Annotated in this window: 19 protein-coding genes and 1 tRNA gene; 9 read left to right on the forward strand and 11 right to left on the reverse strand. The window is 33.8% G+C overall.

Going from position 1 to position 17,241, the window contains the following annotated elements; all coding sequences use genetic code 11:
- Positions 1–74 precede the first annotated feature (74 nt).
- The 6 genes from OZP07_RS11665 to OZP07_RS11690 all read right to left on the reverse strand — a co-directional run bounded on the left by OZP07_RS11665 (position 75) and on the right by OZP07_RS11690 (position 4,375).
- Complete coding sequence (locus OZP07_RS11665; protein WP_281635209.1) at positions 75–1,532, reverse strand: AAA family ATPase; 1,458 nt, start codon at positions 1,530–1,532, stop codon at positions 75–77.
- A 45-nt stretch (positions 1,533–1,577) separates the two neighbouring features.
- Positions 1,578–2,696 (reverse strand): vWA domain-containing protein, encoded by a 1,119-nt coding sequence (locus tag OZP07_RS11670; protein ID WP_281635210.1) that lies wholly within the window; start codon positions 2,694–2,696, stop codon positions 1,578–1,580.
- Between the two features lie 84 nt (positions 2,697–2,780).
- Positions 2,781–3,569, reverse strand: a complete 789-nt coding sequence (locus tag OZP07_RS11675) for an META domain-containing protein (protein WP_281635211.1) — start codon at positions 3,567–3,569, stop codon at positions 2,781–2,783.
- A gap of 17 nt (positions 3,570–3,586) precedes the next feature.
- The gene (locus OZP07_RS11680; RefSeq protein WP_194640613.1) at positions 3,587–3,967 is read right to left on the reverse strand and encodes a YchJ family protein; all 381 of its coding nucleotides are present in this window, start codon (positions 3,965–3,967) and stop codon (positions 3,587–3,589) included.
- 9 nt (positions 3,968–3,976) lie between these two features.
- Positions 3,977–4,210 carry a hypothetical protein gene (locus tag OZP07_RS11685; protein ID WP_194640612.1) on the reverse strand — a complete coding sequence of 78 codons (234 nt, stop codon included), beginning with the start codon at positions 4,208–4,210 and terminating at the stop codon, positions 3,977–3,979.
- Positions 4,211–4,216: 6 nt separating this feature from the next.
- Complete coding sequence (locus OZP07_RS11690) at positions 4,217–4,375, reverse strand: hypothetical protein (protein WP_194640611.1); 159 nt, start codon at positions 4,373–4,375, stop codon at positions 4,217–4,219.
- A gap of 320 nt (positions 4,376–4,695) precedes the next feature.
- Between OZP07_RS11690 and OZP07_RS11695 the strand changes: the two genes are divergently transcribed.
- Both OZP07_RS11695 and OZP07_RS11700 read left to right on the forward strand, forming a co-directional pair.
- Positions 4,696–7,482 carry a PAS domain S-box protein gene (locus OZP07_RS11695; protein ID WP_281635212.1) on the forward strand — a complete coding sequence of 929 codons (2,787 nt, stop codon included), beginning with the start codon at positions 4,696–4,698 and terminating at the stop codon, positions 7,480–7,482.
- A complete protein-coding gene (locus OZP07_RS11700; protein ID WP_194640609.1) occupies positions 7,479–7,874 on the forward strand; it encodes a response regulator in 396 nt (131 codons plus the stop codon). The genes OZP07_RS11695 and OZP07_RS11700 overlap by 4 nt, the downstream gene beginning before the upstream one ends.
- On the opposite strand, the gene OZP07_RS11705 is transcribed toward OZP07_RS11700, so the two are convergent.
- Positions 7,871–8,413 (reverse strand): hypothetical protein, encoded by a 543-nt coding sequence (locus tag OZP07_RS11705; protein WP_281635213.1) that lies wholly within the window; start codon positions 8,411–8,413, stop codon positions 7,871–7,873. The genes OZP07_RS11700 and OZP07_RS11705 overlap by 4 nt on opposite strands.
- Positions 8,414–8,699: 286 nt before the next feature.
- Here OZP07_RS11705 and OZP07_RS11710 point away from each other — a divergent pair, with 286 nt between their 5' ends.
- The 7 genes from OZP07_RS11710 (at position 8,700) to OZP07_RS11740 (ending at position 12,641) form a co-directional block, all read left to right on the forward strand.
- A complete protein-coding gene (locus OZP07_RS11710) occupies positions 8,700–8,942 on the forward strand; it encodes a hypothetical protein (protein WP_281635214.1) in 243 nt (80 codons plus the stop codon).
- A 169-nt stretch (positions 8,943–9,111) separates the two neighbouring features.
- Complete coding sequence (locus OZP07_RS11715) at positions 9,112–9,552, forward strand: KTSC domain-containing protein (protein WP_194640606.1); 441 nt, start codon at positions 9,112–9,114, stop codon at positions 9,550–9,552.
- Between the two features lie 172 nt (positions 9,553–9,724).
- Complete coding sequence (locus OZP07_RS11720) at positions 9,725–9,943, forward strand: hypothetical protein (protein ID WP_194640605.1); 219 nt, start codon at positions 9,725–9,727, stop codon at positions 9,941–9,943.
- Positions 9,944–10,319: 376 nt separating this feature from the next.
- Positions 10,320–11,075: a DUF4369 domain-containing protein gene (locus OZP07_RS11725; protein ID WP_281635215.1), complete on the forward strand. Its 756-nt coding sequence runs from the start codon at positions 10,320–10,322 to the stop codon at positions 11,073–11,075.
- A gap of 39 nt (positions 11,076–11,114) precedes the next feature.
- Positions 11,115–11,480, forward strand: a complete 366-nt coding sequence (locus tag OZP07_RS22260) for a TlpA family protein disulfide reductase (protein ID WP_432419564.1) — start codon at positions 11,115–11,117, stop codon at positions 11,478–11,480.
- Between the two features lie 183 nt (positions 11,481–11,663).
- Positions 11,664–11,744, forward strand: a tRNA-Tyr gene (locus OZP07_RS11735).
- 315 nt (positions 11,745–12,059) lie between these two features.
- Entirely contained in the window at positions 12,060–12,641 is a 582-nt protein-coding gene (locus tag OZP07_RS11740) for a helix-turn-helix domain-containing protein (protein WP_281635217.1), read from the forward strand.
- 82 nt (positions 12,642–12,723) lie between these two features.
- Here the strand turns inward: OZP07_RS11740 and OZP07_RS11745 are convergent, their stop codons facing one another.
- The 4 genes from OZP07_RS11745 to OZP07_RS11760 form a co-directional block, all read right to left on the reverse strand.
- Positions 12,724–13,407: a phosphonatase-like hydrolase gene (locus tag OZP07_RS11745; protein WP_281635218.1), complete on the reverse strand. Its 684-nt coding sequence runs from the start codon at positions 13,405–13,407 to the stop codon at positions 12,724–12,726.
- A 97-nt stretch (positions 13,408–13,504) separates the two neighbouring features.
- The gene (locus OZP07_RS11750) at positions 13,505–14,662 is read right to left on the reverse strand and encodes a TIGR03364 family FAD-dependent oxidoreductase (RefSeq protein ID WP_281635219.1); all 1,158 of its coding nucleotides are present in this window, start codon (positions 14,660–14,662) and stop codon (positions 13,505–13,507) included.
- Entirely contained in the window at positions 14,646–15,944 is a 1,299-nt protein-coding gene (locus OZP07_RS11755; protein WP_281635220.1) for a DUF5690 family protein, read from the reverse strand. Before OZP07_RS11755 ends, OZP07_RS11750 begins: the two co-directional genes overlap by 17 nt.
- 5 nt (positions 15,945–15,949) lie before the next feature.
- Entirely contained in the window at positions 15,950–17,050 is a 1,101-nt protein-coding gene (locus tag OZP07_RS11760; RefSeq protein WP_281635221.1) for an alkaline phosphatase family protein, read from the reverse strand.
- Between the last annotated feature and the right edge of the window lie 191 nt (positions 17,051–17,241).

Consider the following 17,241-nt stretch of genomic DNA (forward strand, 5'->3'; position numbering starts at 1 on the left):
TTTGCGAGAATTATATTTTGAACAATATTTAGTGAGAAATTCGTCTAATTTGCTTACATTGATATTCAAATTCCTTATAATCTGCTGATATAACTTCCAAAAATATCCCTGAACTGATATCCTACAGCAACACGGTCTTTACTCAGTTTTTTGTATTCTACTAATCCCCACAAAATAAATTCTTTCATAAAATTGCGGTCTTTTTTGTCCAGGTTTGGCAGGTATTTTTCGATTAATTTATCGAGAGGGGTTATACTGTCTAAAATTGATTTGTATTCTTCATCTGTACAATCGTCCAGCAATTCAAAGCCGCTTTCGGTGAAAAACCAATCCAAAATATCACTATAAGGTGTTTTTTCGCCTTGCTTTTCCAGTTTTTCTATTTTTGGAAAAAAGGAAGGAAATAAGGTATGAATGGCATCATTTATCAGGCGCTGTGCCACAAAAGATGCTCCCTCCTGCTCTCCTTCGTAAACCAATTCAACTTTACCGGTTATCGATGGAATTACTCCCATAAAATCAGATAAGCGTAAAGTGGTTTTATCTGTTCCTGAGAGTAAGGCACGGCGTTCCGCAGTACTTAATAGATTTTCATAAGCTGTAATGCTCAGTCGGGCACTTACACCGCTTTTGTTATCAATAAATTCGCTTTCCCGGGCTTCAAAACTGATTTGCTCCAATAAATCTTTCGCTAAAGAGGGAATATAAACTGATTCGCTTTGAGCGTTGTCAAGCTTAGCTTCTTGCGCCGTAATCGTTTTGGCAATCTGGATATCCTGCGGATAATGCGTTAGAATTTGCGAACCGATTCTGTCTTTCAAAGGCGTGACAATACTTCCTCTATTGGTATAATCTTCAGGATTTGCGGTAAAAACAAACTGCATATCAAGCGGCATTCGGAGTTTAAATCCGCGAATCTGAATGTCGCCTTCCTGCAGAATATTAAATAAAGCTACTTGAATTCTTGCCTGAAGATCGGGTAATTCGTTAATCACAAAAATACAACGGTTAGCACGCGGAATCATTCCAAAATGAATTACACGGTCATCAGCATATGACAGCTTTAAATTAGCTGCTTTTATCGGATCGACATCTCCTATCAAATCGGCTACGGTTACATCTGGAGTAGCAAGTTTTTCGAAAAAGCGTTCGTTTCTGTGCAGCCACGAGATTGGAGTCTCGTCACCTTTTTCAGCAATTAAATCTTTAGCAAAACGAGATAATGGGTTAAAAGGATCATCATTGATTTCGGAACCTGTCACATAAGGAATGTAATCATCCAGTAATTCAATCATTTTTCGGGCCAATCTAGTTTTGGCCTGTCCTCGTAGTCCCAATAAATTTATATTGTGGCGTGACAAAATAGCTCTTTCCAATTCTGGAATTACAGTATTCTCAAAACCATGAACGCCTTCAAAAGCAGGTTTTCCTGATTTTATTTTTTCTCTTAAATTATGGCGCAATTCATCTTTGATGCTTTTGCTTAAGTATCCTGATTTCTTTAATTCTCCGAAAGTTTTTATATTGTCCATTAATTTTGATTTCGTTTAAATTTGTATTGCAATTGATATTGTAAACTATTTTATTCGTTTTTTTCTGTTGGTTTCATAATCCTCAAAAATCATTTCGCCTAAACCTTTTAGTCCGGTATAGAAGGCTTTTCCCTGATTGGCTTCGGTGAACTTATTCACAAATTTTTGCAGATAAGGATCGTTGGCAATCATAAAAGTGGTTATTGGGATATGAAGTTTTCGGGCTTGCTGCGCCTGTGTGTAGCATTTTTCAACGATATAATGATCCAAGCCGTTACTGTTCATATAATAAGAGCCGTCTTTTTCCCTCACACAGCTTGGCTTGCCGTCGGTAATCATAAAAATCTGTTTGTTGGTGTTTCTTTTTCGGCGCAATAAATCCATTGCCAATTGCAGACCGGCAACGGTATTGGTGTGAAACGGACCGACTCTCAAATATGGCAGATCCCGGATTGAAATCCGCCAGGCATCGTCACCGAAAACCAAAATATCCAGCGTGTCTTTTGGGTAGCGGGTAGTGATTAATTCGGCCAAAGCCATTGCGACTTTTTTGGCCGGCGTTATGCGGTCTTCGCCATACAGAATCATACTGTGGCTGATGTCAATCATTAAAACGGTGCTCATTTGGGACTTGTAACGGGTTTCTTCGACAACCAGATCATTTTCGGTCAGCTTAAAATCTCCCACTCCATTATTGATTTGAGCATTCCGCAGGCTTTCGGTCAATGAAATGCGTTCGAGACCGTCACCAAAATGAAACTCCCGAAACTCACCCGTATGTTCATCTCCGTTGCCAACGTGTTTGGTTTTATGGTTACCGCTCCCTGATTTTTTTAGGTTGCCGAAAATGTTATCCAAAGCCTGCTGGCGAATAGCACGTTCGGTTTTGGCGGTAATTCCTGTACCAGTTGTTCCATCGTCCTTGAGTTCTTCTCGGATGTATCCTTTTTTCTTTAAATCCTCAATGAAATCATCGATGGTATATGATTCATCGGTTAGTTTGTATTCTTTGTCCAATTCGCGCATCCAGCTGATGGCTTCGTCAAAATCTCCCGAAGTGTGCGTGATAAGTTCCTTGAAAATTTCAAAAAGCTTATCAAACGGAGACTGAAACGGTGCTTCGTAAGTCTTAAAATAAAACCCTTTTTTTATTGTGTTCTCCATAATCATAAATTTAGATTATTTTTAAATGAACAAACAACAAACAATTTATAATTTTACGTTAAAACGATGTGTCTAAATAGTCAATTAATCTACTTTTTTAAAGATCAATTCATTTCCTAAAGAATTGGTGAGTATTAATCGTAAGTTTTCTACTTTATATTTGGCAGTACTTTGCAGCGTTTTGAGTAAAACAGCTTCATTATTATTATCAGCACAGACCATTTCGGTAGAATTAATATTTATAAAGCGCAACAATCCTCTTTCGAAAAAAATATCGCCTCCTACCCTATTACAGCCAGCAGACCCCATAAATGTATTTGTTGTACTGTTTATTTCAAGATTGGGTATTTCTTTGGCATAATTTGCTGAAGTAACATTTTCACCGTTTATTTTTTCTAAAACCCAAATGTCATGCAGTCTAAAATCTGTAATGTAATTTCCGCAGCCATTAAAAAATTCAGATTTGTTATCTTTCACAATTTCTATTCGGACAGAATAAGATGATTTATCGCCAGACATTGTATTTATGCATTCCTGTTGCATAATCTGAACAATCATTGTACCATCAGTAATTGGAACCCGATACATTTTGACATTGGCATCCATGGCCAGAAGCGGCTCTGTATGATGACCGCTCAAGGACTCATAACCTGATTTTAATGAGGTAAACTCAATGTTTTTCTCTGAAATTTTTAAGCTCCAGCGGGGTTCGTTTCCGCTTCCGCGAAAGTAAATTCCTTTTTCCAGATTTTCCATCTGCTGTTTATAAGCAAAAGAAGGTTCATTAGTTTCAACTGCTTTTGGAGTGGGAAGATTTGTTTTGCAAGAAGCACAAAGCAAAGCTATTATTAAAATTCCAAAGCCTTTTGCCATAATTATCTATTGTAATATTATTTGAATTTTCCATCAACATAGAACCAAGAATCATTTTCTTTTTTAAAAGTTGAAAATTCATAATGTACTTGGTTTTGATTGTTTTCATCAATGAAATATGCCTTAAACTCCACTGTATTTTCTGTTGAAGAAATGATTTCCAATTTCTGCCATGTATTGACTGTTGCCCAATGCAGAATATCCTCTTTCGAATAATATTTTCTTTCACTGATATGTGTGGTTGCCAATAAATAATCCGCCTGATGTGTGGCATAAGCTGAATATCGAGACTTCATCAGTGCTAAGGCTGTTGGGACTTTTATAGCACCGCTTATATAAAGATTACAGCACGATTCAAAAGATGTATCAGAACCGCAATAGCAATTTTCGTGAATCATAAACCTAAATTAGTTAAGCTGTGCCTTAAGCAGAACAATTTTTTGCTGCAGTTGGTTCAATAATACCTGATATTTACTGATTTCAATAAGTTCTTCATCTTCTTCGGCATAATCCAGTAACTCATCGAGTTCATCGCTCACTTCTGCCAATTTATTATTGGCATCCTTTGCATTCTTTACAGCAATCAAATCGATGATTTGCTGAACGCCGTTTTTTAATTCATCAAATTTATTTTTATTCATAATATGCTAATTTACAATATCATCCGAAGACTTACTTTCATTAAATTTTTTAGTGATCTGTTTCAGTTTTTCTTTGCGCTCCATTTCAGCCTGCTTTGCTTTTGCTTGGGCTTTGTGCAGTTTGTCGTTGTGTTTCTTGATGTTTTTTTCGTTGTTCCGGCTCATTGTATCTCTCTTTTTTTTATTTCATTTTTTTAAAATGAAGTTCTGTTTTTAAAATTGCTCCAATAAAAGAACGCATGCAAAGTTCGGATTTATTATTTAAATGACTGTTATTTTTATTTTGATAAACCATTATTTTGGATGACCTGTATTAAATAAAATGAGTATTTTTTTACTTCTGTAAATTAGAAATGGTATCTTTAGGATTTATAATTTCTTTTTTTATCCCAAAAAACACCTTTTTAGACCTTACAGTATAATATCCAATGATGTACGAAATTAAATGGCCCAATTATATTCGCTGGTTTATAACGAAACCAAAAATGACAGGATTTTTAATTTTTTTAATCCTAAGTTTTTGTGTTGGTCTTTCAATTTTTCTGCGTTTTCAGGTTATTAAAGTAAATGAGCGCCGTGAAATGGGGCAGACTCTTGAGAATCTGCACCAAAACATAGAACAGTGCCTTAAGGGCTGTTACACTACTACATTAACACTTGCATTAACGATTAATGACAGTGGCACTCCTGATAATTTTGAATCTATAAGTTCACAGCTTTTGGCTTCAAATAATTCTATTAGTGCAGTTCAGCTGGTACCAGATGGAGTTATCAAGTATATTTATCCATTAGAGGAAAATAAATCTGCTTTAAATCTTAATATTTTTAAGATTCCAAGTATTAGAAATGAAGCATTTAAATCATTAGCAGATAAAAAAATGTATTTTGCCGGTCCTTTGGTCTTGAGGCAGGGCGGAATTGGCATTGTTGGCAGATTACCAGTTTACAAAAAAAACAAGTTTTGGGGATTTTCTGCAGTTGTAATTAAATTCAAAGATTTATTAAAAGTTTCCGGAATCAATTCAATTGACACCAATAAATATTATTTTCAGTTTTCAAAAATAAATCCCAATACTAAAAAAGAAGAATTTTTTCTTCCTGTCAAAAAAGATATTTATAAACAAGAACAAATTTTTAAAAAGATTCCTGACGGAAATTGGAAATTATATCTCAGTCAAAAAAAGCAGAAGTATCATTACTCTGTTCTTTTTCTGCCTTCAATTTTAGGATTTATTCTGGCACTGCTCATAGCCTCGCTTGTCACAGTTTTATTAAACAGACCGCGTCAATTACAGCACCTGGTCAACATTCAAGCCTCAAAACTATTGAACAGCGAAATTAAATTTAAAACTATTTTTGATCAGGCTCCGCTGGGAATTGCTCTTGTTGATGAAGAAACAGGTAAATTTCTAGAAATCAATAGTAAATTTTGTGAGTTATTAGGATATTCAGAACAAGAAATGAAAACCAAAAATTATCAGTCAATCACGCATCCAAAAGATTTACCGAAAAATGAGCTAAACGTATATGAACTTAAAGAAGAAAAAATTAAAAATTATACCACCAAAAAAAGATATATTACTAAATCCAATATAACCATATGGGTAAATTTAATTGTTTCGTCACTTTCGAAAACAAAAAAAGAAAGAAGAACCAATATTGCTATTGTTGAAGATATTACCTTGCAAAAGCAAATTTTGGAGGATCTTAAAAAAAGTGAAAAACAGTTTAGAAACCTCTTTGATAATTCACCTATACCAATGTGGGAAATTGATTTGTCTTTAATTAAAAATTACCTGACGGATTTAAATCTCGTTGGCAAAAAAGCATCCACAGCAGAAAGCTATTTTAAAGAGAATCCAGAAACAGTATTAAAATGCTTTGCACTAATCAAAGTTATTGCTGTAAATGACCAATGCCTGCAGCTCCTTAATATAAAAACAAAAAATGAGTTAGATAACAATTTAGAACAGGTACTGGATACTGAAACCATAAACGATTTTATAAAACAATTAGTTGCAATTACACAAAACAAAAGGCAATTTGCCTATGATACCAAAATAAAGAACAGCAACGGTGAATCAATAGATATTCACTTTCAATGGAATGCAATTCGCGGGTATGAAAAAACTATGGGACGAATGATTATTTCAACGGAGGATATTACTTTTCGAAAGAAAAACGAAAAATTGATCGTTAACTCGCAGCGAAAAGTCGAAGCCCTTATTAATACCATAGACGGAATTGTTTGGGAATGTGATATAAAAACATTTAGATTTACTTTTGTCAGCAAAAAAGTCGAACAGATTTTAGGTTTTACCTCAGAGGAATGGTTGAGCAACCCAAATTTTTGGAGCGAACACATTTATCCAGATGACAGAGATTGGGCACTGGAATATTGCACTAAAAAAACAAATCAGCTTTTAAATCATGATTTCGAATATAGAATGGTCTGTAAAAACGGAACGGTTATATGGCTTCGGGATATGGTAAATATTGTTTATGAAAATGGAGTGGCGACAAGTCTGCATGGTATAATGATTGACATAACAAAATCAAAAAACATCGAAGCTGATTTAAATAATTCATTTAATCTGGTATCCAGGCAAAACGAAAGACTGTTGAATTTTTCCTATATAATTTCACATAATCTAAGGTCTCACACCAGTAATATTGCTTCAATTGTTACTTTACTTCAGACTTCAGAAACTCCTGAGGAAAAAGAACAAATGTTAGGATTGTTAATTTCAGTTTCTGGTCTGCTTAATGAAACAATGCAGCATTTAAACGAGGTAATCAATATACGGACAAACGTCAGTTTAGTAGTTCAGCGATTGAATTTGAATGAGTATGTTGAAAATGTGATGAAAGTATTCTCCCAGCAGATTATTTCAAAAAAAATAGCAATCTTCAATCATATTCCTGAAGATCTGATTATCAATTACAACCCTGCCTATTTAGAAAGCATTCTTTATAATTTAATTTCAAATGCAATCAGGTATAGTCATCCGGAACGAAAAATAATCATATATTTAAAGTGGATAACCGAAGATGATAAAAATTATCTGGAAATATCCGATAACGGTATTGGAATAGATTTAGTAAAAAACGGCAATAAAATTTTTGGCCTGTATAAGACTTTCAGCAGTGATCCATCTTCAAAAGGAGTTGGGTTATTCATCACAAAAAACCAAATAGAAGCAATGGGCGGTTCTATAACTGTAAGTAGCGAACCTAATGTGGGAACAACATTTAAAATTGATATCTTATGAGTCTAAAAACAATATGGGTAATAGACGATGACCCTATTTATCAGATTATAGTAAATAAAATTATAAAAAAATCAGAATTATTTTCAAGTGTTTCCAGTTTCAAAAACGGTAAGGACGCCATTGATGCATTAAAATGCACATTAAATAATAATGAAACAACACCTGATATAATTCTTTTGGATATTAATATGCCTGTTATGGACGGCTGGGAATTTATGAACGAAATGGTACTCTTAAAATCACAGATAAAAGAACAGACAAACATATATATTGTAAGTTCGTCAATTGCATTGGAAGATAAAAGCAAAGCAAAAGAATATTCTGAAATCATTGCTTATTTATCAAAGCCAATCAGTCCGAATGATTTGATATTAATAGCTGCGAGCAACTAAATTTCTCTTTTAATTTCCTCCAAAGGTTTATCGGTAAAAATCAGTTCCTCTATAATTTTCCTGCGCAATTCATCAATATCATCATAATCAAAATACTTGGCCCATGAAGTCAGTTCAAATAAATTCCGGATCTGCTTAATTCTTTTTGCAGTGGCAAAACTTGTTCTTAATATTGCTTTGGAATCATAGTTCGGATTATTTCGATGCTGATAATTAACCGTTCTTTTTTCATAATCGGCTTCCAGATAATACAATTCTTCCTCTGCATTATCGGGATAAAACTCATCCCATCTCGCGAAACCAATTTTGAATTTAGAATCCGTCTCCGGTTCCATCGGTATCAGTCTCCATTTGCTATTGGCCAACCTCCCCCAATGGTTCGAAAGGCGGTACATCCCCTCTTTGGTATAATAATATTTACTGCCCGACTGACTGTCATACTGCACCGGCATTCCGGTAATCCGATCAGGCAGTACCTCATGAAAAACGCAAAATGTATTTTTGAATGACCTCGGACTCGGGCGAAATATTTTTTCCATGAAACAAAGGTAGCCGCAAACAGCAGTAAGTACCAAATCTAAATTATTATGGGGTGTCCTCGTTGAAAAAAGGGGCTTAATCTGTAATGCGCTTATACAGCCCCTTTCTTCAACGAGGCCGGGCTATCCGCGTTACTTCGGTAACTTGCTTCTATCCCTCACCCAGTCTGCTATCCAGTTTAAGTGATGCCAGAAATTTTCATTTTCCGGAAAAAGCATTTTAAATTACAATTCATTACCAATTTAATTGCCTAAATTTGCATCAGAATAATAATAAAAACTGATTATGACCAAGACAGGTGAACAAAAAATGCTTCAAAAAGGTGTTTTTACAGGAATAATGGAGCAGGACGAAAACAAGAATTATTTTTGCGGTGCATTTCTTTTGGACTTCAAAATGGCTCAAAAATATAATCTTGGCGATTTGATAACTATAAAAAGTGTCATCGAAAACCCAAGCGACATCAGTTATAATAAATATCCTAAGAAATCCAAAAACTTCGACAAAGCCAACATGAAGTCTGAATAGCAGTCTCTTAGTTTAATAAAATATTTTAAAAAATCAAAAAAGCAGTTTTTTTGATTTTTTTTTTGCTCAAAACTAAAAAGTTAAAAAAAAGTGTACCTTTGCAAAAAATTGTCAATTTTCAGCCTAAAAGATTCGGTTTGATAGTAAAAGACAAGTAGTTACCTTATTTATGAAAAAAATAGTTGAATACCGAAAACTACTTAACGTAGAAAAAACAGTTGAGCTTAAAGAATTGAAAACCATCTATCGTAACGCGATGAAAGATGCGCATCCTGATAAATTTCAAGGTGACGATGCTGGTTTAAAAGCTGCTGAAGAAAACAGTAAAAAAATAATTGAAGCTTATCATTTCTTGGTAAGTATCAATCCAGCGACAATCAAACAGCTTTTACCTGAATATACTGAAACCGTCGCTACAGCAACAATAACTGATTACAAATTTGTTGAAGGCAGATTAATTGTTAATTTTTCTAACGGAAGTATTTATGAATACATTAGTGTTCCTAAAGCTATTTATATAAAAATGGTTAATGCAGATTCTCCTGGGCGTTTTGCAAAAAGACATATTTTTAATGCCTATCCTTGGAGAAAAACAACAGCACAAGAATAAGTATATAAATTTTAATATTTAAAAGCACTCTTAACCGGAGTGTTTTTTTTTTGGACAAAAGCGTAAAAAATTGACACTAAGGTGTTAAAATTTAAAATAGATGTAAATTAACATTTTTTTAACAAGTTTATTAGTAAATTAGCGTACCCGAATTAATAAACAACTTACTGATATGAAAGATCAATACACCTTGTATCAACGGCAATACAATAATGCCATGCGTACAATCGACAGACTTAGAAAAAAAGAAGCCGAAATTGATTTTAAACTAAAATCGAATCCTATCTGTCCGCATTTGCACAAAGATTTAAGAACAGTGAATTTAGATATAACGATTACTCTAAATGAAATCGAACATCTGGAATCGCATCTTTTTGAATACAATTCATAAAAAAATTATATCTCTTTTTAAACAGCGCTAAAACATAGTTTTTGCTATTTTAAAGAGAGTTCAATAGTTATTTTGCATAGTCAATCTCTGCCAGTGGTTGATTATAAATCTATGTGCCTGCTTAGTTCCTTTTCAGCGGGTAATAAACTATTTAAAAAAACACCATTCAAGAAAAAGCCTCTGACTTCATAATGCTCTCTTTTCAGTAATGAATTATGCAGGTAATGAATAGTAAAAAATTAAAACAGAATCTTTTCTGATTTTTAAACATCTGAAAAAGGCTAAAAAATTATAACATAAATTTAGGGTCTAAAGTTATTGTTAATTTATAATTTTAAATACTTTTGTAAACTTTAAAAACAATTAACTAATAAAAATGAAAAAAATTATTTTATTTCTTACCGCTACAGCTTTACTTACTTCTTGTAGCAAAGACAAATACACAATCTCAGGAACTGCTAAAGGATTTGAAAACGGTAAAACCGTTATCATGGAAACCCAGGATGAGAAAGGAATGGGGTTAATAGCTGTAGATACAGTAAAAATAGAAAACGGAAAATTTGAAATGGAAGGAAAAGTAACTGAACCAGCTTTTCATACATTACAAATTGAAGGTGCACAAGGTAAAATTCCATTTATTTTAGAGAACGGTGATATTACAGTTGTAGTTAATAAAGATACTATCCAAAAATCTAAAATTTCAGGTACATATAATAATGATGAGTATGTGAAATTTAATGAAGACATCACTAAAATACAAAAGCCTTTAATGGACTTTCAAACAGCTAATATGCAAAAAATGCAAACGGCTCAGCAAACTAAAGATACAGCAACTATCAATGGTTTAATGAAAGAATATACTAAAATCCAAACTGAAATTGGAACTACATCAAAAGCTAAATATGTAGATTATGCTAACACGCATCCAAAAGCTTTTATTAGTGTATTAATTATTGAAGGTATGAGTAATGATCCATCAGTAGATTCTAAAAAAATTGAGTCTATGTTCAATAATTTAGAAGAGTCATTGAAAAACTCTAAACATGGTAAAGCTGTAAAAACAAAAATCGAAGCATTAAAACTTCCTTCAGTAGGTGCAGCAGCAGCTCCAGCGGCGCCGGCAGCTAAATGAAGAACAGATTTTTCCGCTCCTAACCCGCAAGGCAAAACAATCAGCCTTAAAGAAAGTTTAGGAAAAGTTACCATTGTTGATTTTTGGGCTTCATGGTGTGGTCCATGCCGAAGAGAGAATCCAAATGTAGTAGCTATTTATAACGAACTGCATTCAAAAGGTCTTAATATAATTGGTGTTTCTTTAGATGAAGATCCGGTAAAATGGAAAGAAGCTATTGCAAAAGACAAATTAATCTGGACACAGGTTTCAAATCTTAAAGGCTGGGAAGATCCAATCGCAAAGCAATACAAAGTGGAATCAATTCCGGCGACTTTCATACTTGATAAGTCCGGAAATGTAGTTGTACAAGATTTGAGAGGTGCTGAACTTAAAGCAAAAATCATAGAATTACTTGGAAAATAATCTTTTTTACTAGTAAAGAATAAAAAATCTCCCTTGTGGAGATTTTTTATTTTATTCACTTCCAGTTTGTTAAAAATAAAGTGAAAATATTATAGAAATAAAGTGCAAAAAAAGTTTGCAGAACTAAAAACAGTACCTATATTTGCACCCGGATAACGCAATAAGCGTTACTAAATGAGGCTCGGGGAGATACTCAAGCGGCCAACGAGGGCAGACTGTAAATCTGCTGTGTGAACTTCGCAGGTTCGAATCCTGCTCTCCCCACAAAAAACGTTTCAAGTAATTGAAACGTTTTTTTTTTGCTTTAGAATAAAAAAAAATCTCATGGAAGATTAGGATCAATCCTAAAAGTTACATAATAAAAAATAGCACACCGAAAGCCTAAACTGAAAATCTATAAACTGATGAGCCTTGTGATCTTGTTAACTTGATGATCTCGGCAGATGCAATATCTAAGTGCTATTTCTAACAGGCAGCAATTTTAAAACTCGAATCACGTTGCTTTACAACTTTAAATTCATAAATTTTTTAGATGTAACAGAACCGTTAAATTTGTATATTGAAAATAAATACAAAAAAATGGACGATTATTTAATTGGAATTGGTAAACGAATTAAAGACATTAGAAAAAGCTGTAAAAAAACCATCAGTACCATTGCTAATACAGCTCAGGTAAGTAATGGCCTTATATCCAGGATTGAAAATGGAAGAACTATTCCCTCGCTTCCTGTTTTACTGAATATCATCAATGCATTGGAAATTGAAGTTTCTGTTTTTTTTGATGGAATGCCAAAATCTTCCAGACAGAATCATATTGTATCGAGAGCTGATGAAAATTCAATTATTGAAAAAGAAGATGATGCAAAGGGGTTTACATATAAATATATTTTCGGAAAACAGCTTTCATCTATCGGATTTGAAGCCGTATTATTAGAAGTAAAGCCGGACTCACAACGAGAAAAAGTTGAAACCGATGCTTATGAATACAAATACGTCCTTTCAGGTGAATGTGTTTATATTATCGGCGATGATGAAGTACTGATTAAAGAAGGAGATTCTATTTTTTTTGACGGAAGAATTCCTCACGTTCCCGTTAACCGCAGTTCAATGACTTGTAAAATGTTAGTATTATACTTCTTTTTTAATACTCAAAATGACTAAGCCAGATCAGCAGCTTTGATAAAAAAACTCTTCCTTTACACCGTATCAAAGGAAGAGTTAAAAAAATAAATAAACAAAAATATTATAACAATATTGCCCGTAATCCGTTTAAATTTTCCAAAATATAAGTAGGATTTGCTTCTTGAATCTGCTCACGAGTCTGTGCTCCTGTTAAAACTCCTGCAGTTATCCCACAATTGGCATTTTTTCCTTCTTCTATATCAATTGCCGAATCGCCTACTTTTAAAACTTTTTGAGCATCATTTACGGCGGTGATCTGCATAGCTTTCAAAATCATATCACCATCAGGCCGGCCATTTTCTACATCATCAGCTGTGACTAAAGCATCAATGGTTACACCTACTTTCCAGCCTAATTTGCTGAGTAATTTATTTGCAGTAACAGTATCATAACCTGTATTTAAAACTACTTTTATCTGATTCGCTCGCAAATCTTTGAATAAGGATTCTGTTCCTTCAAAAGTTTTTACATCTAAATCGTTATATGCTTTTTCTAAAGCTATTTTAAAGTTTGTAAATGCCTTATATGCAACTTTCTCTATTCCGTTTAAATCAGTACATTCTTTTAAAATAGCTGCAATGGCCTGATGCTTTTCCTTACCTGCTCCATGTTTTAAAACATCATTTAAAGACACATTAAATCCTTCATCATTGATTACTTTTTGTACTGTTTTATAAACTACATTTCCCTCATCTACAGTTGTTCCGGCCATATCAAATACCACCAATTCTATTCTTCGTTTCATATATGTTAAATTTATTTTTTATAGGTCATATATGTTATCACCTTTATTTGATAGGTATTTGTTTGCAGCAAACTCTTTGTCAATTGTGATTTCATTATTATATATTAAAAATTTTAGTAATATTCTCTTTTGAAAATCCGGCACTTCCTGTCATTCCTTTTCCGCCAATTCCTGTGATAATATGAATGTTTTCGCCGATTGTATGCTCAAAAACATCTTTGGTCCTGCATTGTGAATAGGTTCCAAACCACCTGTTCTGAATTTCATAAGTTGGCAGATCTATAATTTTTTTGGCTTCTTCAATCATGAAATTATCAATATCCATATCTAGATTAAAGCCCAGATCGTCACTGTTTCTGGCATCGGCATATTGATGTGAGTCACCCAAAATAACAGAACCATCCATAGCTTGCTTAAACAGAATATGAACTCCCCATTTTTTTTCTAAAGAATCTCTGCTTTCTTTAGCTTTAATCTCTTTAAACGATGGACATTCATGAAAAGCCTCATACCTCCTGATTGATAATCCTGTTAAAATAGAACCGTCTAATTTGTAATTGTTTTGCGGTTTTGTCTGAAGCATCTGTAATTTTGAAACTTCAAGATCACTGTTGAAAAACAACTCGGGATATAAAGTTTTGAATTCATTACCGTTACAGATTATTACTTTTTTTGATAAAAAAGTTTCCATAGCAGCGCTTTGAAGAGTTACCCCTTCATGCGTATTTTCGCAATTTGTTATCGCAGTATTAGTAATCAATTCCAACCCTAAATACTGCTGCATATATTGCTGAAGCCTGTAAATCATTGTTCTGGGTTCGACAGTAACTTCATCTGGAAAAAACAGCCCTGCTTTTACATAATCGGGACGCAGTCCCTGGTATTTATTCAGACATTCTTGCTTGGTCAAAAGTTCTGAATCGTAATTATTCGATTTATTTATTTGAGCCAGCTCTTCAATAAGCATCATTTCTTCGTCATTGGAAGCCAAATAAACGGATCCTTGCTGCCTGATAGAAATATCAAATTGACTTTGAATTTCTTTATAAATCAATAAACTTTCTCTTCCATAGGCCTGCCATTTTGAATTCATTCCTGATGGAACAACTTGTCCAAAATTTTTAACTGTAGCACTGATTGGCATTTTATCTTTTTCGATAACAGCCACTTTTAATCCTTTTTTTAAAGCGTGAAAGGCATGAAAAGTTCCTAGAACTCCACCTCCCACGACTATTAAATCATATACTGTTTTCATTCAAAACCAATTGATAATTTATAGTTTCTTTTTTACTCTTTTTCTTTTTTCTATTGAGATAGATAATGGATATTGAAGCCACCCCCACTCCCATAACCGCAACTATATAGGCTCCGTTTATAAAAAACAGCAGCCATGATGAAGCCGACTGTCCAAAATTTTTATATAGTAAGATTAACACGCTTCCTAAATAACCAAAAGCATCGCCTACATAAATCAAAAAGCCTGCATTTCCTTTTATCTTAAAAGCTGCAATGAAGCGGTCGAAAAAAAGGCAATTAAATGGTACATAACAAATGTATAATCCAAAGCCGGAAACTACCATCCATGAGTAAGGGCTAATATTCCCTGAGCGGAATAAAATAGTCGAAATTCCAATGGACAACGAACCGATTATTAATAATACATGATAAAAAAACAAGGCTTTCATATTGTCTTTAAAGTAAAAGGCAGCTCCCAAAACCAATAATACAATCGCAGCTACATACATTTCTGAACTTGAAAAAACGGATATGTCACTTCTAAATCCAAGGCTGTCCCATAGTTCACGGGCAAAATTGTCGCGGAAGTCTCTAAATGCGGTCAAATAGGTATAAAACAGAATCCAGAGAGTGATCGGAAATGAAAATTTAAGCAATACTTTTTTACGGTCTTTACTATTCATTGGAATACGTTCTGAGCGCAGCTCAATATCTTCGGCTGTTGGTTTTGGAATCCTCTCCAGCATCCAAGTAAAAAATAATAAGGGCGGTACGAATAACAAACCCGTGATAGCAGGCATCGAAAATTGGGAAAAGCCCAGTGATTCCATCACAAAAAGGCCTGCTGATTTTACCACTCCGCTAGAAACGATAAAACTTGTACTCAGGGCAACTCCTAATATTTCGGTAAATTTTCTTCCTTCCAAATACGAGAAAACAATTCCCCAAATCATACCTAATGGTATGCCGTTAAAAAACATACAGATGATATTGTACGGTTTTGGAACAATTGCAAACAATATCAAAGCTGTCTCTGCAATCCCGATTAATCCTAACAGATAAAAGGCACGCTGATGCGCTTTTAGCTCCGAAATAATTTTTATGCCAATAAATTTCGAAATCGCATAACCTGCTACCTGAGCAATAATCAGCAGAATTTTATAATCGATATGAAAAACTTCCAATCCCTCAAAAGTGGCAGCACTAAATGGTTTTCTAAAAGCATACATACAAAAGTAAGCTCCAAAAGCAGCCAATGAAGCAGAAAGCACAAAAGGCACATCTGACTTTTTATTACTCATCACTGCTATTTTTTAAGAATTGATAATGGTTTTCCTTTCATATCAGGATCGTTTGCTTTGGAATCCAAAAGCTGTAAAACAGTTGGTGCAATCTGATTGCTGTACAGCTGTTCTTTTGATTTTACCTCTCCTAAAACTTGAATTCCGTTTCCAAACACAACCAAATACACCTGATCGGCACCATTTATTTTTGACCCGTGGCTTCTCCACTGATCCAAAGGTTCAGTTCCGCGGCCATGATCTGTAGAAACAATAAAAATGGTATTGTTTTTATAAAATGTATCTTTCTGGGTAAAATTCCATAATTCTTTTATTAATCCATCTGCTGCATGAGCCGATTTCAAATAGGCCTGATAGTTTCCGTCGTGGGCAAAATCATCAGTTTCTCCATAAGAAATATAAATTAATTCGGGATGATTTTTCTTCATGTACTCCAAAGCATAATTAGATGTAAATGCATCAAATCGAACCGAATCCCAAGGAGATGGCACTTTGGATTGCAATTCATTTAAAAACGTTTCTCTAGGCGAAAGATCCGACCCCTTAGCTTCCTCAAAACCTGCGTTTACAGGTATTCCCGAACGCTCTTCGTTCACAATAAACGGAAACACATCCCAACTGCCAAAAGCAGCCACTTTGCCTTTATATGCAGCAGTATTATTAATTTTTTCTAAAACTGTTGTGTTTGGATTATTGAATTTATCGTTACTGTTTATTCTCTTATCATCGGCAGCACCAGTCAGTATTTCGTTGTATCCCGGATACGAAAACCACATTGTATTGGTCAGATTCACTTCACTCCCGAAGTTTCTGTTGCCATGCAATTGCCCCATTTTTGTAACTTCATTCCAGAAAAAAGGCATTAAGGCTGTTCTGCGTTCTTCGGGTGTTTTTCTCCAGAATTTTTCCTTTAAATCCGTAGTATCTTCTACATACTTTTTTTCTCTGATCAGCTTTTCATCTGCACCAGTAAATAATTCCTGCCAGCGGAATCCATCCAGAGTAATAAGCACAATTTTTGGATTTTTACTTATTTCTTTTTGTTGAGCGTTTACTCCCAAAAAACTTAAGAAAGCAAAACTTGAAATTATAAGTGACTTTTTCATTTTGATTTATTTTTTAAATATTTAAAAGATTATTTTTAATTTATTGGCTGTAATTATTTATAACACAAAGAAAAATTGCTTTTGCAGACTTAAAAAAGACATTTCACTTTTAAAAAAACGCATAGCTATCTATATGAAAGAAATATTTCTTTTTTTGTATTCTATTATTAAGAAGAAATCTATTTTTCTGT

Origin of the sequence: Flavobacterium marginilacus, assembly GCF_026870155.1 — a bacterium.
Lineage (GTDB): Bacteria > Bacteroidota > Bacteroidia > Flavobacteriales > Flavobacteriaceae > Flavobacterium > Flavobacterium marginilacus.

Coding starts and splice junctions, on each gene's coding strand:
- OZP07_RS11750 (WP_281635219.1), bottom strand. CDS start 14,662: ATGAAAACAGTATATGATTTAATAGTCGTGGGAGGTGGAGTTCTAGGA.
- OZP07_RS11700 (WP_194640609.1), top strand. CDS start 7,479: ATGAGTCTAAAAACAATATGGGTAATAGACGATGACCCTATTTATCAG.
- OZP07_RS11670 (WP_281635210.1), bottom strand. CDS start 2,696: ATGGAGAACACAATAAAAAAAGGGTTTTATTTTAAGACTTACGAAGCA.
- OZP07_RS11715 (WP_194640606.1), top strand. CDS start 9,112: ATGAAAAAAATAGTTGAATACCGAAAACTACTTAACGTAGAAAAAACA.
- OZP07_RS11760 (WP_281635221.1), bottom strand. CDS start 17,050: ATGAAAAAGTCACTTATAATTTCAAGTTTTGCTTTCTTAAGTTTTTTG.
- OZP07_RS11720 (WP_194640605.1), top strand. CDS start 9,725: ATGAAAGATCAATACACCTTGTATCAACGGCAATACAATAATGCCATG.
- OZP07_RS11695 (WP_281635212.1), top strand. CDS start 4,696: ATGACAGGATTTTTAATTTTTTTAATCCTAAGTTTTTGTGTTGGTCTT.
- OZP07_RS11680 (WP_194640613.1), bottom strand. CDS start 3,967: ATGATTCACGAAAATTGCTATTGCGGTTCTGATACATCTTTTGAATCG.
- OZP07_RS11685 (WP_194640612.1), bottom strand. CDS start 4,210: ATGAATAAAAATAAATTTGATGAATTAAAAAACGGCGTTCAGCAAATC.
- OZP07_RS11710 (WP_281635214.1), top strand. CDS start 8,700: ATGACCAAGACAGGTGAACAAAAAATGCTTCAAAAAGGTGTTTTTACA.
- OZP07_RS11675 (WP_281635211.1), bottom strand. CDS start 3,569: ATGGCAAAAGGCTTTGGAATTTTAATAATAGCTTTGCTTTGTGCTTCT.
- OZP07_RS11725 (WP_281635215.1), top strand. CDS start 10,320: ATGAAAAAAATTATTTTATTTCTTACCGCTACAGCTTTACTTACTTCT.
- OZP07_RS11740 (WP_281635217.1), top strand. CDS start 12,060: ATGGACGATTATTTAATTGGAATTGGTAAACGAATTAAAGACATTAGA.
- OZP07_RS11745 (WP_281635218.1), bottom strand. CDS start 13,407: ATGAAACGAAGAATAGAATTGGTGGTATTTGATATGGCCGGAACAACT.
- OZP07_RS11690 (WP_194640611.1), bottom strand. CDS start 4,375: ATGAGCCGGAACAACGAAAAAAACATCAAGAAACACAACGACAAACTG.
- OZP07_RS11755 (WP_281635220.1), bottom strand. CDS start 15,944: ATGAGTAATAAAAAGTCAGATGTGCCTTTTGTGCTTTCTGCTTCATTG.
- OZP07_RS11705 (WP_281635213.1), bottom strand. CDS start 8,413: ATGGAAAAAATATTTCGCCCGAGTCCGAGGTCATTCAAAAATACATTT.
- OZP07_RS11665 (WP_281635209.1), bottom strand. CDS start 1,532: ATGGACAATATAAAAACTTTCGGAGAATTAAAGAAATCAGGATACTTA.